Genomic DNA, 14,937 nt, shown 5'->3' with positions numbered 1-14,937 from the left:
TCATCTCATTATGGCATTTCTATTCCCATTTGTCAGTAAATACATCTTGGAAGATGCCGTCATTGTTTTAGAAAAATGAAAGCAGACTCCCCTTCCACATTTGAGTCTGCTTCATTATTCTCACTTCTGTAATTTTATTATTCATAGATAAAACGAATCACTTGGTCGTCCACATTCACTTGAGCTTCAATCCCAAAAGGAATAATACAACGAGGTGTCGCATGCCCAACATTGATATTGTAGACAATGGGTAGCTGCTTCTCCCCTAATTCTTCCAGAAGAATCTCTTTATACTCATCATAGTAAGTTTCATTTTGTGGTTTTCCAACAAGCACACCAGACACCACATCAAAAAGACCGTATCGTTCTAGTGTTTGAATCATTTTTTGGAAGTGTTCAGGAGTCGGTTGTTCTTCACTCGTCTCTAGAAGCAAAATTTTTCCTTTCCATTCTTCTAAAGTAGGAAATAGTTGATACTGCTGCACGAGGCGAACCGTATCCTCATATCTTGAATTTTCGAGACATTCTGCCATGGATTCCAAACACCCTCCTAGGATTTGCCCTGTAAACTGAGCAGCCCCTGAAAGCAACTCAAACCCGTGATTTGGAAAACTTGGCATCGAAACCCCTAGTCCCTTTTCACTAAAATCTTCTCTCTCCTGATACCAAATGTCACTTGGGCGAATTTCTTTAATTCTTCCCGTTGTCAGCAATTCCTCAAAATACGATTTTGTATACGAAAGCATTTCCTTCGAAAGTTCACACACATCTGGCAAAAACGCTTGCCCATAGAAACTGCGAACGCCCACCTTATGTAACATCAAATGATTGATGGTCGTATCTGAGAAACCTAGAAAGATCTTTTGCTTGGCAACCTTTTTAAGCGCGTCTTGTTCAAATAAATAAGGCAGCAATCTGTACGTATCATCTCCACCAATGGCACATAAAATCATATCTATCGAATCATCTTGAAAAGAGGTTAGTAAGTCTTGCGCTCTACATTCGGGATGTTGCTTTATAAATTCTAGCCCTTTTAATGCATGAGGTAAAAATACAACTTCTATCCCATATTCTTCTAATCGTTTTTTCCCAAGATTGAGTTCATGTTGAATGAAACTCTCCCCTAAAATGCCGCTAGACAAACTGACGATACCAATCTTCTTTACTTTCATCGAATTCTCCTCTGTGTCCTATTTTCTGTTGTAATCTTCAACTTCATTCCCCTAAATATTTAATATAGATTTGACATGGATTCCATTCATCCCATAATGTTGGGAAGCATTCTAATTCCTTATACCCCATCGCCTTATAAAAAAGATTCGTACGATCATACTGTTCGTAATGCCCCATTTTCACAGTCTTCACTTGGGAATAAGTGTACCCTAATTTCCTGGCTAGTTGTTCATACGCCTCATTTAATTTTTGGCCGATTCCTTTGCGGTGAAATTCCTTTTTGACTCCCATCACAAAAATATCTGCACAATCCTCACTCGTAGCATTCAACACGACATATCCAGCGAGTTTATCCTCTACAAAACAGGCTAGAAACGGTTTGTCCATCGCATCATCGACATATTCCTGCGTGCTTTCTGGCATTCCAAACCATTCTGGAAGATCATATAAAACTTCTTTTGAAATCGATTCTTTTTCCTTTTTATCTATAATTTCTCTAATACTCATGTTCATCTTTAGTTCCTACTTTCTTTAAAAAGTCTCGCGCTAATGCGATTTGTCGTTCTCTTTCCACTCTTACTCGGTCTAAATCCTTTGAATCCTTTAGTTGGATGACTTTAATTGCATAATCAGAAGAAACCATCGCATGCCCTCTCATATGAGCAGATGCTATAGCTTGCGCATACACTCTGGCAGCAAACTTGCTAATATCCGTCGTCGATCGCTTTGATAACGTGTTTGCTAAAAAACCTGCTTGACGAAGCTGATACGCGCTTTTCTTGCCCTCGAGTCGCTGTTGAAATACGTTCAAAGTTTTCTCTAGAATAGATTCCTTATCAGCAAAGCTTTCAATATCCTCTATAAAATTACGGGCATTTTCAACAGCGCAACGAGCGACCTCTTTATGCGGTAATTGTTCAAGGATTGTTTCTAACTCCACCCTCTTCTCCGGGATATCGGTGATTTTAATTTTATAATCAGAGGGGACCTTCACGTCCCCATTGATATAACGATTTCGCTCCCACTCATTCCAAGAATACTCTTCCGGCTTCATTTATTTCGCCTCAAATCTCTTTAAACTGTACTGTTATTATACCAAATAACTGAGGAAGGTTATATTCCCATTCAACTATTTTTCCAGCACATCAAAAACACCTGTAGCACTTTGAAACTACTACCGGTGTTATAGCTACTTTATGGATTCAGAGGACTGCCTGCTAATCGTCCACCACTTGGCAACCTCCTCCCGCCATCATTTCTTTTTCTTGGGTTTGGGAGCCGGCAGTTCATCATAGATAGCTTTAAACAAATTCGTTAAGAACTCCTTATCCTCTACATTTTCCACCAAAATCATTTCTTTTGCCCCTTCATATGGACGTTCCAATGAAGCGTCCGGCATGCTTTCTCTGGCAGCTGTCACATTTTTGATTAGGAATCGATCATCATAAATGCCGCCGACAACCTTTTCCCGATAATACAAAATATATTCCCCCATCATTGCTCGATAGCGGATATCCTCTAATCCTGATAATTGTTCTAAAATATAGGCTAAATATTCCTTGCTAGAAGCCATCTTTTCACCTTCTCCCGCTACTTCCAGATTGCATGACTAAGATGAATACATCTTTTCTACTTCATCTCTACCAATTTGTTGTTATCCATAATGAATGGTTTCGCTAAGCCTTCTCCGGTATAATCTTGGTATTTCGTTGAAAGATACTTGTAAACATCTTCTTTGGAAGCAAATTTAATCGCCTGATATGGCTCCTCAAACGTCAACTTCTCAACGAAAAGGAAGCCGTCACTCGTTGGCACTAATACACCGACATGGCCAATAAAGAGAGACTCGCCATCCAGATTATCATGAATCACTACGGAAAGCATTCGTGCATTTTCATTAAATTTAAATTGAGAGAGGAATTGCTCCATTTTGGCAGCATGCACTTTCACATCGGTTGTCGCTTCTGTTTTTACTCTCGAGAATAATCGATTTAAGGCGTTCTTATCCTCAGAATTATATAATTTTCCTTTGTCAATGGCGTCATTATCAATGAATAGGAGCGTATCATCTTTTTCAATCGGAGGAATCTCAATGCTATTTTTCAATAATGCATAAGTATTAATGCGGCAGTTCGTTCCGACAAAATCACCCATCTTCGCATTCCAGAGATTACTGATTTTCTCTACGTCATACTCTGTCTTGGTGAAAGACGCAAAATCTCCTTGCAGACCCGTCTCGCCGACAATTTCATTGTACTCATTCACCAATTTTAAGAACGATTCTACACTCTCTTTATCGATGTAAGCAGAGAGTAACGCCTTCACTTCATCAATACTGCTCTGATTCGACATATTCGTATACGAAGCCACCCATTGCGGCGTTTCTTCCTTCGTGCTTACGACAGTTGTCGATGGAGCAGTTGTTTCCGCCACACTCTTTGATTCGGATTTTGTGAATGTTTGTGCACATCCAGCTAACGTCACTAGCGTTGCCGCACATAAACCTATTTTTATGGTTCTAGAAAAATTTTTCATTAATGTTTCCTCTCACTTTCCTTCTAATCCTATTTTTAATTCATCATTCTCTTACCAAGCATAATTAGGTTCCTCGCAAGCCGCCATTGCTTCCAGCAGCTCTTCTGGCGTTACCTTTTTTAAACCGCCATAGACAGGATCTTGTTCATGTGTCATGGAGTCTAAATAATAAATGGCAGAAATATCTTTCCCGTCTGGGGTCAACTCATAGCCAATACCAATCACATTATGCTCCCCATTTTTTCCAGGATAAATTTTGGAAAGGGTAAAAGTATAATACATTGGATAGCCATCATCAATATTTTTGCGAACGCGCTCCTTGAATACTCTCAGCTCCTCGGAGTTTGGACTTGCATTCGTAACAACGGCTAGGCGATATCCGGCCTGTCCTTCCTTAGGCACCGAATAGCCAAATAAATGCTGATTCAACACACGAATGGCATCTTTATTATGCGTTCCAAAAGGTACATAAGTCCCCATCTCCTGTGCCAGTTGTCGCTGAGAAACGAATTTCCCCTGAGTGGAAAGGATCATACTTACTGTAGCAGGCGCACAGAAATACCATTCTTCCTGAATTTGTGGAGTGACAGCCAAAATCTTCTTACGACGTTGCGACGTTGGAGGCACAGCCTCGGTTGTGGTTTTGTTTTGTGTTTCTTGCGTAGTGACGCTCGTTGTTGTTTCTTGCGTAGTCACTGGCGTGGCAGTTGTTGTTTCACTCGTTTGCGATTGCTCTGTCACTTGCTTTGTAGTTGAGGTTTCTATTGAAGTATCCGTGGTCGTTGTCTTGTTTTGTTCGTTATGTGACTTGCAAGACGATAATAGTAACACATTCATACATAGCAGCAAAATAAGACTCTTTTTCATCCTAATACCTCCATTCTCTCTTCTTAAGGATGACAACTATATCACTTTGCTTTGGACCAACATTCTCTCCTCTACATCTTCCACATAGAAACCGCATCGACTTTTGAATGCGGTTCCAACCTTCTCAACTATAATCTATCCTATTCTCTTGAAAAATACAACCAAACTTCTGTGAAGATTAGGAGTTTTCGCATGAAAATTTTCACCTACATCTATGTACTTGAGTAAGCTCTATTGTGAAATCCGACCAAACAAAAAAACGAGCACCCGAAGATGCCCGTTCAACTCTAGAATAAATCAATAATTAACTTGAAGTTTAGGATGGTAAGGATAACCGCAACCCCATATCCAAGGAAAGTATTCCATTTGGCGTTTGTAAATTCTCCCATGAGTGATTTCTTTGAAGTGAAGTAAATCAACGGGAAAATGGAAAATGGTAACGCCATTGATAAGAATACTTGTGAATAGGCCAAGAGTTGGTCCAATGTTTTTTCTTGCGCCCCAAAGAGGAATGTCCCTGGTCCTAAGAAAGCTTTTAAGTTATGCCAGAATGATTATTATTAGGAGTTTCTATAGATTAATTCACTTCTGAAAGTGATACTTTTTTATGTGTAGACATAATTTCCTCCTTTTTATGTAAATTATTTCATTGTATGAAAATTTTCTCAAAAAGCCCATTTCATATAAGTTAGTATATAAAAAAACAGTGCCTATTATAACACTCTACGATCACCGCGCAATGTGAGATATTACAGTAGATACTGTTTTTTGTTGTTCATTATTTTTTATTAACTTTAATTGGATACCGCTTCACGGCTTGAGGTAACTCCTCCAGCAACGCATCATTGGCTTGGTTTTTTCCCATGAAGAACATCGTCGTTGTGCCGTCCTTTTGTTCAATTCTGACGACATAACGGCTGTCGCCTCCCTTTCGACCACGCATGAAATCAATCGAAATCTGGCGAATCGACTCAAGAGGAATACGACGCTTTTTGAAACAGAATGCCACGTGAATGTAAAACGTCCCCTTTGCGATATGAAACGGTGCAGTAAACGGTCCTCCACTTTGTTTTACGGCTGTCCATCGGCGAACGAAAATGACAAGCACACATGTCGCTATGAAGCCTAAACTCATCTGGAATATGAGCGGAAGCCCCACTTCCGATCCAATTTCTATCATTGCCATCTTTGTTCCTCCTTTTACTATAAAGTAAAAATTTACTTTTCCTGAAAATAATCCAATAAATCGATGGTTCAGTTAAAACCGTTACTATAAGATAATTTTGAACTATATTGTTACTTTCTAAACTATCCGAACCTTTTTCATTAGAGTAACTCATTACTCAGATTTAACTTTTTCATTTTTTCCCATTCCTTTAGTGATGGTCTTTTCCCTTCTGGAATTTGCTCTAAACATTGATTCATAGATTGAAATTTATCTATCCAATAATTTTCAGCACTAGCAAGTCTCTGAGCATCTTTGCTATAATTATCAAAGCAATAGGGTACCTCCTCTAATACCGTAGCAAAAATAATTGCTTCATCATCTATAAAAGCATCTAACAATGATTTTAAATGTCTCCCTTTTTCTATTTTAGTTTTATGAGTTTCTATCCTTTTTTTAATTTGTTCACTCCTACCTACATATACACAATTTTTCACACCATTTCTAATTACAAACAATCCGTATACTCCTCTTTTATACAAATAAACAGAATTGTCAATCATAACTTGCATATTTATTCACCTTATATTTTCTTTATTCTTTAAAATCCGTCTCCGCTTCGATTCTTTGCATACTTGCGTCCATTTTATACCATTCACTTAACTCATAAAAGATTCTCGCAGTTTTAGGATATTCTTTATCTAAATATTGGGCATTTTCGACATACCCTTCACTTATCTTGAGTTCTTTTTTTCCTGCAGAAGGAGTATAGCAGTTCCTACTGTAATAAACCTCTTGCTGAAAAGCTCTACTCAGCTCGTTGTCTCCATATTTTTCTATCATTTCTCGAATAGATTCACAAGGATAGTGACCATCCTCTCCAGTTGGAGAAAAAGCAAATATTCTTCCTAAAGTTTTTGACAGAAGTTTTTCTTGACCATTTTTCTTTAGGATCAAAATATATTTTTTAATCCATCGCTCTAGTTTCTCTTGATTTACATATCCATTCTGTTCTGCGGGACAGAAATGAACACTATTATAAATTTCTTGCCATTCATCTATATTCTCGAGTTGTTCTTCTGCGTCGTTGTCCTTTTTAAAGCTTTTTGCTATTATATACCCAAAAAGATCTGGCTCATTTTTGATTTCCCTTTGGAAACATCTCATACTTTCCCAACCTAATAATTTCATAAAGTAAAATTCTATATTTCTAATTCTAACGCTTTTTTCTCTATCGTCATAGAAAGCATCTTGTAGGATATTAATAAATTTTTCAAGATAATAACTCACCATCGTTCTCTCATCCTCAAAAGGCATATATTCTATATCCGTCATATATTCGAAAATCAAATCCGGAGACAAAGGATTCTCACGATGAATACGATAAAGTAAATCTAAGTAAACTGATATTGTTGAGTATTTTTTACATTCTTTTATTGCCCATTCTTTATTAATCGAATTTAAACAAATGCGGTTTTTCCAATATTCTTTTTTGATAGACTCTGAGGCCTCCGAAACTAGAGGTATTGTTGTTGTTACACTCGTTTCAACCGCATAAACTTTAGCAATAACCTCTTCTGAATACCTTTCTTTTAACATGAAATCAATAATACAATCGAAACAAACCTTATCGTAGCTCTGTAAATTATTTAGATAATCTATGGCCATAACACCTGATTGCTGGGACTTCAACAGTCTTTTAAATACAGAAAAATCCCATTTACCTTGATTCCAATATTTTGCAAGAAACTTTCCTAATGTGGAATTGCTCTGTTTCGCACATACCTGAGCTAATCGTAATATATCGTATCCGTTTTTATTAAATTCCTTCACCATTTCTATTATTAGCTCTTGTTTTTTCTGCTCATTTAATTCATATGAATTCTCTTCTTCTACAGAAATAGGTTTAAGAAGTGGTACATTCCTAACTCTCACAAATAAATAACTATAATCATATTCTGGAATTTCAATAGAAATTTTATTAAGTAACTCCTCATATGCCTCAAGTATTTCTTCATCCACTCTCCAACTAGAAGAATAATATCTATGCTCAAATATAATTTCTCGAAGTTTATTCTTAAGAATCATCACCTCTTCACTAGTCATATGCTCTAGATAGTTTAAAACATTTGTTATGATAGAATTCCGAATTTCATCTGTCTTTGTCGTAGAAATTTCTATCATTCTCAAGCAATGTTCTAATGAAGAATCCATATTCTCAATTAATAAGTTAAAATAGCCTATTTGCGTTTTTAATAGATCCTCTTCATTAACTATAGTCATGGTTTCATGAAACCTATATTTTGGATACTCCAGAGGCGAAACATAACGAATTGTTGAATCGTCAATTTCTGTCGCTAAGTATTTCCAAATGTTAGGATTATTTAAATTAAAAGCTACTTCCGCTCCCTTTATTTTATCTTCCGGAGATTGCAGAACTGAGTAATTCATTCTCGAGCATAGTATTTTTTCTATTATGTCTTCTGTTGAAATTGAATTATATTGAAAATTATATGAATCCAATTTCAATAAAATTCTATATGCGGACCAAAAATAATCTTTTTGCGAAAAGAAAATTTCCAAACCCAACAGAAAATTTTTATAAAAATGCTTTGTGAATAAACCATTTTGCTTAAGCCTGAACAATTTCAGTAGTTCTGAATTTTCATCATTAACGCTTTCTTCAAGTTTATCTAGAATCTTTTGAGGAGATATTTCACATAAATAAGGCCACAATTGGGAAATATATTTCCATTGTTCTTCTGTATTAATATTATCTAGTATCTTACTAATTAGTTTTTCAATATTGTTTTTCGCTTCAATATCATTTTGAAGAGTACTTTTAACAAGCAATGTCTTTAAAATACCCTTACGTATTGTTTCCGACCAAAATAATCGTTCTCCTTTTAGTTGCGCAATAATTTTTTCAACATTCTGATAAGACATCATTTTCTCCGATTCATTAATAATATCATAAGCAACACCGATAAAAGACTTCCATATTTGTTCGTCAACATCTACATTGAGATAAGTCCAAACATTTTGCACGCTAGATAAATAATAACTCGTCTTACCATGGAGTTTTACCTTATAAAGGAAGGAATCCTCTCCTTTTACAAAAGAAGATATTTCCTCTAAGAATTTACTATAGGTATCACCATATAAAGTTTCAATAATCAGTTGGTCTCCCTCAATCTCATCCCAACTACCAATAAGTAGACATGTTTTTTTTGCTTGTTCACTAAGTTTTTCCACCCATACTGGAGTTCTTAAACATTTTCCTTTAAACATTTGCTTTTTCATTTGAATGTATAAACCATGAGTATCAATTAAGAAACCATAAATCTCTTCATATGACATTCCTGCTTCTTTTAAACATTCAGATAAAGTTTCTCTTGTTCTTGGCCTTAGATATAATGCATCTTTTTGTGGAGATGGATAATCATCATTACTAACAAAAATTGTAGTGTTATTTGGGATTGCAATAATTTCATCTGCATAAAACCAAGGTATATAGATATTATTCTGACATTGATGAGTGATAATTCTATTCCACGATTCAACATCTCTGACTATATAAATAGTACGACCATCCTTTATTCTCCATAATTCATTTATTATACAATAAATAGTTTCTTCTTTACTTGTTCCTCTAACATAAATAATTTCGTCTAATCTTCTAAGACTAAATTCTTTTTGAAACTCTTCATCATCGATTTTAAAAAAAGATATGCCAATTGAAGGATTATTAGTACTTCTCCTCAATTCTACGTCTAATTCTCCTGCATAATTAATTCTGATTTTATCCAAATTAGATTGGCTTACTTCACTCATTAGTCTATCAAGTTTATTACTTAATTCAGAAAATCTTTCTCCTTCTTCCATTCTCCAATCTTGAAAATACACTTCTTTATATTTATCAGGATCTATCCGTTCTAAATTATCTAACAATATTGAAATTATTTTAGAAATATAGCTTTCCGCTATTTCTCGAGGTATTTCATAATCATTCATTACTTTCATAAACGATTGATGTAACTTGTCTTTTAATTCGTATCCATTATTGACTGAAGTATCCTCTGAAATTTTCTTTAAATTTTCTTCTGATAAAACTAATTCTAAATCTTTAAAAAAAGAGCTATTATCATTTTCGAAAGTTTTAATATATCCTCCAGTTTCTTTCATCAACCTTCTCCACTCAGAACGCTTTTTTTTATCTTCAAAAAGGTTTTTAGCTGTTGAAATTAAAGTTCCTACTACTTCTCCTAACAAAATTTCTTCCATTTTCTTCCCCCATTAGCTTTGTTAATTAATACTCTAGGTGTTAAGCACCGGTATTATATTCTTTATTCCACTTTTATTTCTGAGTAATACACTGAACCATGTCAAACGTTCATAACATAAATCATCTGCTCTAAAAAACATCACCAGTAGCTTTGTATAACACTTTCACTCCTTAACGTATATCTTATTTGTTCCATTTTCAAATTCTACTTTTCTCTATCTTACCGAGCTTTTTTAATTTTTTCCACCTCTTTTAAGTAGGTTTTAGGTTCGTCGTGCAAAGTATAGTTAACCAAACGGAAAGGAGAAGCTCCCCAACCAGGCGAGCAGTGACAACCATGAAAACAATCGTCATTATTCCAGCATATGAACCAGAGGAAAAATTAATTCCTTTAACGCAGCAACTCATCGCCAAAAACTTAGAGGTCGTCGTAGTGGATGATGGCAGTGGGGAGAACTATCTTCCTATCTTCAACCAACTCACAGGAGCGACTGTTTTAACGCATCCGGAAAACAAAGGAAAAGGGGAAGCGCTCAAAACGGCTTATCAATACATTAAAGAAACAAACGCAGACAAGGAAGTAGCCATCGTAACCGCGGACTCTGACGGACAGCATAGCCCCGAAGACATCGTGCGCATCGCCAACCGAGCTACTCTTGAACAAGACAGCCTCGTACTCGGAGTTCGAAACTTCGACGCTTCCCACGTTCCACTTAGAAGCCGCCTTGGCAACAAAATTACCTTAAAGATTTTCGAGATGACCAGCGGGACGAAACTTAGCGATACACAAACCGGTCTTCGTGGATTCTCAAGCACGCATTTAGACAAAATGCTAGAGATTTCAGGATCACGTTTTGAATACGAAATGAATGTGTTGATGGTGTGGGCGAAAGAAAAACGCCCTTTCTGCGAGCTAGACATCCAAACGATTTATGAGAACAAAAATGAGAGGTCACACTTTAATCCTCTTCGTGATTCATTCAGAATTTACAAAGAGATTTTCCAATTCGCCCTATCGTCCATTCTCTCGTTTTTTCTAGACTATACCCTCTACGCCTTCCAGATTTTTATCGGCGTACCACTCGTGACGGCTAACGTGGTCGCAAGGATGATTAGTGCAGGATTCAACTTCTTCGTGAATAAGAAGTTCGTCTTCGCCAGCGACAAACCGTTTCTAAAAGAACTCGGCGGCTATATTTTACTCGCCAGCTTCTCATTAACGCTGAACACGCTCATCCTCATGGGCCTCAGCTACGGACTGGGTATCGGACCCTTCATCGGCAAAATCATGACCGAAATCGGGATGTTCTTCTTTAACTGGTTTGTACAGAAGAAAGTCATTTTCAGGCAAGAGAAAGGTGTGCATTATGTCAAATAACAAAAAAGGAAAATCACTGAGAAAACTCTTAACGACCGCTTATACGGCAGTCCTCATCGGGGCTTCAGGGATGATCATAGCTGATACGCTTTTCATCTCTAAGAGCCTCGCAAAGTTCAGTAATGAAACGGCAGCGGCAACAAACACATCTACAGGAAATAGCGCAAGCAGCACGGGAACGTCTAGTAACTCTAGTGGTTCAACTACCTCTACAACGCCAACCGTGAGCACGGCAACGGCCTACGAGGACGACACGAAATCCATCTCGATTGAGACGTACGAGCGAAACAACACGCAAATCCACGTCGCAACGGTGAAAATCAAAGGGAACGCCTCGATTAAGACTGCCTTGGCCGACGAAACGTACGGTCGAAACGTAACCGCGAAGACGTCAACGACTGCTAAAAGCGTGAACGCGATCCTTGCGATTAACGGAGACTACTACGGCGCTAGAGATGCTGGATACGTCGTTCGTAACGGACAACTGTTACGAAGCCAGAGCCAGAATGCCGACCAAGAAGACTTAGTTATCTACAAGGATGGAAGCTTCGGCATCATCAAAGAAGGCGACATCACAGCCCAACAGTTAGTGAACAACGGCGCGATGCAAGTCTTGTCATTTGGCCCAGCGTTAATTGAAAACGAACAAATAGCCGTCGATAGTTCAGACGAAGTTGGGAAAGCCATGGCGAGCAACCCACGTACTGCTATCGGAATTATCGACGACAACACGTATGTATTCGTGGTGTCAGACGGACGAACCAGCGAAAGTAAAGGCTTATCGTTAAAACAATTAGCTGAATTTATGAAAGAATTGAACGTCACTACCGCCTATAACTTAGACGGTGGCGGGTCATCAACCATGTATTTTAACGGACAAATCATCAACAAACCGACAACAAACGGTCGAAATATCGAAGAAAGAGAGGTGAGTGACATTGTCTACTTATAAAAAGAAAACGGGACTGACATTCTACACAGTAGCAACGGTGGTGACACTCGTCGTCGGAACGGTGTATGAATTCTTCAGCCACCAAGTCTACTCCCCATTCATGTACTTGCTCTTTATGATCCCGCTCGTACTTGGAGTCATGCCAAATCTCGTAGCAAAAATGACCAGAAAAACCTTCCTGGAGTCAGAAGACGCACAAGCAGCCTACAAGATGGGTGTCCTCACCTTCATCTTCGGCAGCTTCCTCAAAGGAGTCTTCGACATCTACGGAACCAGCTCCGTCTACCCGACTCTCTACTTACCCGTCGGTGCGGTGCTGCTCGTTGCAGCGCTTGGGTTAGAGATGTACTACAAGAAGACAGTTGTTAAATAAAAAAGGCCGGAGCCCTGTAAGGGGCTCCGGTTTGTTGTTGTTAAACATATCCTATGCAATTAATTCCTATTACGCCTCTTCGTAAGAAAACCATATCAATTCTTTTTTCTTCAACTCTTTCTGGAGTGAATGTAGCAAATTGGAATGTTTCTGCCTCCACACTTGAATAATCAAATTTTTCATATTCAAATACTTCAATTCCAATTTCTTTCAGAACATCTTCAGGCAATTCATAATTTTGTTCTACTAAGCCAAACATTGTAAATCCAGAATCAACACAAAACGAGATAACTGGAGAGTATGCTGCATCATAAAAGATTGAACCTGCTAAAGAACCTACAAAACTCCCCATCATATATCCAAGTAAAGGAATCTGTATAAACGACTGTCCAGCGGCCCCCATACTTAAAGCACACGTACTAACAAACATTTCCTTTATTAGTTCATTTACCATTTGAGTTCTGCTCATTTCACCAATAGCTACTTTATAGGAATTCTTCATGGAGTTCATTACCAAAACTGTTGCTGCCCCAATAACACTAGGATCAAGAGATTTTAATGCACTTCCACATAAACCTGCTTTGCAACTTCCTGTAATAGCAGCGGAAACCGTTCCTCTAATAAACCCCTCGCTAGAACTAGTCAGCGCTTTGAACCCAATCGTTTTAAACTGTTCTTCATCAATTTTTCCATTCTCTATTAAATAACGAATAGCTTTTAAGATTTCAGGACTCGTTTTTAAAACCATTGTTATAACGGCAGCGCTCATCCCCGCTTTACAAGACTGTCTGAGAATATCCTTAAATCGAATCAACTCTTCCGTTGTAAGGTGCAACTTTTCAGAAGTAACATCTCCTTCTTTTGCAAGTTGTGCAAGTTTTCTAGCCTCTGTCTCCGTCAACTCGATTGATTCATTCCCTTTATTATCGGATACTTTAGACCTTAACATATTAAGTGTCTCTTGGTAACGACGAACTTCTTCGGGCCTTTTTACAGATTCTTCTCTTATTCTTCTTTCAAGCCATTCTGTAGCAGCTTTCAATTGGTCTGCAGGTATTACTCGATATTGACCTGCATATAAAGGGTCGCTTAAAACTGTGTCAGCAGGATAGCCTCTCTCTTGAAGATAGCCATCTAAATCTTTTTTCCCACCTTTCGATTTGTATTCACTAAATTTTTCAAAAATACTTTTTGCTTGCTGTTTGGCACTCTCTGCACCATTTTTATAGTATTTAAGACCAAAATCTGATTCGAAATTCTTACCCCTTATATCTACTGACCCAAGTTCATGACTGCGTTCAACCTCTACTCTATGATTAGAACCTTTAACTGCAGCGTTGATATTAAATGTGCCAGCATGCCAAAATTCTGCAACATCACCTTTAAGTGTAGACACATCTGCCTTGTTTGAGGAAAACTGATTTAGATTTTTGACTAACTCTCTAATTTCATTTTCAACAGAATTAACATAACGTAAACCTTCAGATACTCCTACAAAATTACCAGCATGGCTTTGAAAGAAATCATAGCCTTCTCTAAAGCCTTCCATAGCTTATCCCTCCAGAAACTCTGTCAATCCGTCAGTATATAAAATTGATGTTAACGCTCGATACTGTTGGTCTCTTAATTTCTTACGATCCTTCAGCATATTAATCCCTGCAACAGCACCGAATATCCCTGCAGTTCCTATAGGATTTATCACTAATTGTGCCAAAGTAGCTGCTTTATTTTTCATAAGAGCAACGACTCCTTTTTCGTTTTCATCCTTTTCCTCATACTTACGAACTCGTTCTAGTGACATTGCTTCGATTTTGTGCTCATACCCTTGACATAGTTCAATAAATTGTTCGTAGGTTTCTTTATCCTTGATAATGTCCGATACCATCATCATCGCACGTTTGCCTAACCAACCGTACTTCATTCCGAACTTATCGAACTTAACTGACATAGACGGAGTTTCTTTCTTACTTACTTTATTCTCACCAATAAAAAGAATATGCTCTTTTGAAGAAATCGTCGCCATATTAGCAACATAGTCCTTTTCAAGCCACACTGCGACTTCAACCGTTCCGTCCTTAACTCCAATAATTTCGTCAGATGTATCATCTTTCATGCTCACCAACTGACGTAAATAGTTTGCATACTCCGACGTCTTCTCATCACATACAATAATCAATTTTGTTGTTTTTTCCCCTAGCATATTTATGCC

The 14,937-nt window shown here is 37.5% G+C and carries 14 protein-coding genes and 1 pseudogene; 3 read left to right on the top strand and 12 right to left on the bottom strand.

Annotated elements, in window-relative coordinates; translation table 11 throughout:
• Positions 1-137: 137 nt before the first annotated feature.
• The 10 genes and pseudogenes from HMPREF3106_RS07950 to HMPREF3106_RS07905 form a co-directional block, all read right to left on the bottom strand.
• Entirely contained in the window at positions 138-1,172 is a 1,035-nt protein-coding gene (locus HMPREF3106_RS07950) for a S66 family peptidase (protein ID WP_070445767.1), read from the bottom strand.
• A 43-nt stretch (positions 1,173-1,215) separates the two neighbouring features.
• Positions 1,216-1,686, bottom strand: a complete 471-nt coding sequence (locus HMPREF3106_RS07945) for a GNAT family N-acetyltransferase (protein ID WP_005607575.1) — start codon at positions 1,684-1,686, stop codon at positions 1,216-1,218.
• Positions 1,670-2,227 carry a putative immunity protein gene (locus HMPREF3106_RS07940; protein WP_070445765.1) on the bottom strand — a complete coding sequence of 186 codons (558 nt, stop codon included), beginning with the start codon at positions 2,225-2,227 and terminating at the stop codon, positions 1,670-1,672. Before HMPREF3106_RS07940 ends, HMPREF3106_RS07945 begins: the two co-directional genes overlap by 17 nt.
• A 198-nt stretch (positions 2,228-2,425) precedes the next feature.
• Positions 2,426-2,746 carry a TfoX/Sxy family protein gene (locus tag HMPREF3106_RS07935; protein ID WP_070445761.1) on the bottom strand — a complete coding sequence of 107 codons (321 nt, stop codon included), beginning with the start codon at positions 2,744-2,746 and terminating at the stop codon, positions 2,426-2,428.
• Between the two features lie 56 nt (positions 2,747-2,802).
• Positions 2,803-3,708, bottom strand: coding sequence for a DUF4300 family protein (locus tag HMPREF3106_RS07930; protein WP_070445759.1), 906 nt, complete (start codon positions 3,706-3,708; stop codon positions 2,803-2,805).
• A 51-nt stretch (positions 3,709-3,759) separates the two neighbouring features.
• A complete protein-coding gene (locus HMPREF3106_RS07925) occupies positions 3,760-4,575 on the bottom strand; it encodes a C39 family peptidase (RefSeq protein ID WP_070445756.1) in 816 nt (271 codons plus the stop codon).
• 287 nt (positions 4,576-4,862) lie between these two features.
• Positions 4,863-5,084 (bottom strand): annotated as a pseudogene (locus tag HMPREF3106_RS07920) (divalent metal cation transporter); the annotation flags it as partial.
• A 269-nt stretch (positions 5,085-5,353) separates the two neighbouring features.
• Positions 5,354-5,761, bottom strand: a complete 408-nt coding sequence (locus tag HMPREF3106_RS07915; RefSeq protein ID WP_070445751.1) for a hypothetical protein — start codon at positions 5,759-5,761, stop codon at positions 5,354-5,356.
• 140 nt (positions 5,762-5,901) lie between these two features.
• Entirely contained in the window at positions 5,902-6,312 is a 411-nt protein-coding gene (locus HMPREF3106_RS07910; RefSeq protein ID WP_070445748.1) for a GIY-YIG nuclease family protein, read from the bottom strand.
• A 22-nt stretch (positions 6,313-6,334) separates the two neighbouring features.
• On the bottom strand, positions 6,335-10,024 hold the full coding sequence (locus HMPREF3106_RS07905; RefSeq protein WP_070445743.1) for a hypothetical protein: 3,690 nt from the start codon (positions 10,022-10,024) through the stop codon (positions 6,335-6,337).
• Positions 10,025-10,362: 338 nt separating this feature from the next.
• Here HMPREF3106_RS07905 and HMPREF3106_RS07900 point away from each other — a divergent pair, with 338 nt between their 5' ends.
• Genes HMPREF3106_RS07900 through HMPREF3106_RS07890 form a run of 3 tightly spaced genes read left to right on the top strand, consistent with a single transcriptional unit; the run spans position 10,363 to position 12,728 of the window.
• Positions 10,363-11,403: a bifunctional glycosyltransferase family 2/GtrA family protein gene (locus tag HMPREF3106_RS07900; RefSeq protein WP_070445740.1), complete on the top strand. Its 1,041-nt coding sequence runs from the start codon at positions 10,363-10,365 to the stop codon at positions 11,401-11,403.
• On the top strand, positions 11,393-12,355 hold the full coding sequence (locus HMPREF3106_RS07895) for a phosphodiester glycosidase family protein (RefSeq protein ID WP_070445736.1): 963 nt from the start codon (positions 11,393-11,395) through the stop codon (positions 12,353-12,355). Before HMPREF3106_RS07900 ends, HMPREF3106_RS07895 begins: the two co-directional genes overlap by 11 nt.
• Positions 12,336-12,728: a hypothetical protein gene (locus tag HMPREF3106_RS07890; RefSeq protein ID WP_070445733.1), complete on the top strand. Its 393-nt coding sequence runs from the start codon at positions 12,336-12,338 to the stop codon at positions 12,726-12,728. Before HMPREF3106_RS07895 ends, HMPREF3106_RS07890 begins: the two co-directional genes overlap by 20 nt.
• Before the next feature lie 40 nt (positions 12,729-12,768).
• Here the strand turns inward: HMPREF3106_RS07890 and HMPREF3106_RS07885 are convergent, their stop codons facing one another.
• Together HMPREF3106_RS07885 and HMPREF3106_RS07880 are read right to left on the bottom strand one after the other, a co-directional pair.
• On the bottom strand, positions 12,769-14,277 hold the full coding sequence (locus tag HMPREF3106_RS07885) for a hypothetical protein (RefSeq protein ID WP_070445730.1): 1,509 nt from the start codon (positions 14,275-14,277) through the stop codon (positions 12,769-12,771).
• Between the two features lie 3 nt (positions 14,278-14,280).
• Positions 14,281-14,928 (bottom strand): hypothetical protein, encoded by a 648-nt coding sequence (locus HMPREF3106_RS07880; RefSeq protein WP_070445727.1) that lies wholly within the window; start codon positions 14,926-14,928, stop codon positions 14,281-14,283.
• Positions 14,929-14,937: the final 9 nt, after the last annotated feature.

This window comes from Granulicatella sp. HMSC31F03 (assembly GCF_001807725.1).
GTDB lineage: Bacteria > Bacillota > Bacilli > Lactobacillales > Aerococcaceae > Granulicatella > Granulicatella adiacens.
This window is presented reverse-complemented; position numbering and strand designations above follow the sequence as displayed.